General features: G+C 62.9%; 1 pseudogene. It reads left to right on the top strand.

The annotated features are described in order from the left end of the window. A pseudogene (locus tag ACJHX3_RS25010) lies at positions 1-655 on the top strand (hypothetical protein); the annotation flags it as partial.

The following is a 655-nucleotide window of genomic DNA, read 5'->3' as shown; positions in this document are numbered from 1 at the left end:
GACAGCCTGAACCGGCGTGAGGTGCTGCATACAGAAGGCGGGGCCGGGCTGAAGCGGGTGGTGAAAAAAGAACTGGCGGACGGCAGCGTCACGCGCAGCGGGTATGACCCGGTGGGGCGGCTTACGGCGCAGACGGACGCGGCGGGACGGCGGACAGAGTACGGTCTGAATGTGGTGTCAGGCGACATCACGGACATCACCACGCCGGACGGGCGGGAGACGAAATTTTACTATAACGACGGGAACCTGGTGACGGCGGTGGTGTACCCGGACGGGCTGGAGAGCCGCCGGGCGTATGATGAGCGGGACAGGCTGGTATCGGAGACATCGCGCAGTGGGGACGTCATCCGGTATGCTTATGATAATCCGCACAGTGAATTACCGGCCACGACAACAGATGCGACGGGCAGCACCCGGCAGATGACCTGGAGCCGCTACGGTCAGTTGCTGGCGTTCACCGACTGCTCGGGCTACCAGACCCGCTATGAGTATGACCGCTTCGGCCAGATGACGGCGGTCCACCGCGAGGAAGGCATCAGCCTTTACCGCCACTATGACAACCGTGGCCGGTTAACCTCGGTGAAAGACGCACAGGGCCGTGAAACGCAGTATGAGTACAACGCCGCAGGCGACCTGACTGCCGTTATCACCCCGG

The sequence above is a fragment of the Escherichia sp. WS1265 genome (assembly GCF_046487585.1).
Lineage (GTDB): Bacteria > Pseudomonadota > Gammaproteobacteria > Enterobacterales > Enterobacteriaceae > Escherichia > Escherichia coli.
Note: the sequence above shows the minus strand (reverse complement) of the source record. Positions and strands in the feature narration are given on the sequence as shown.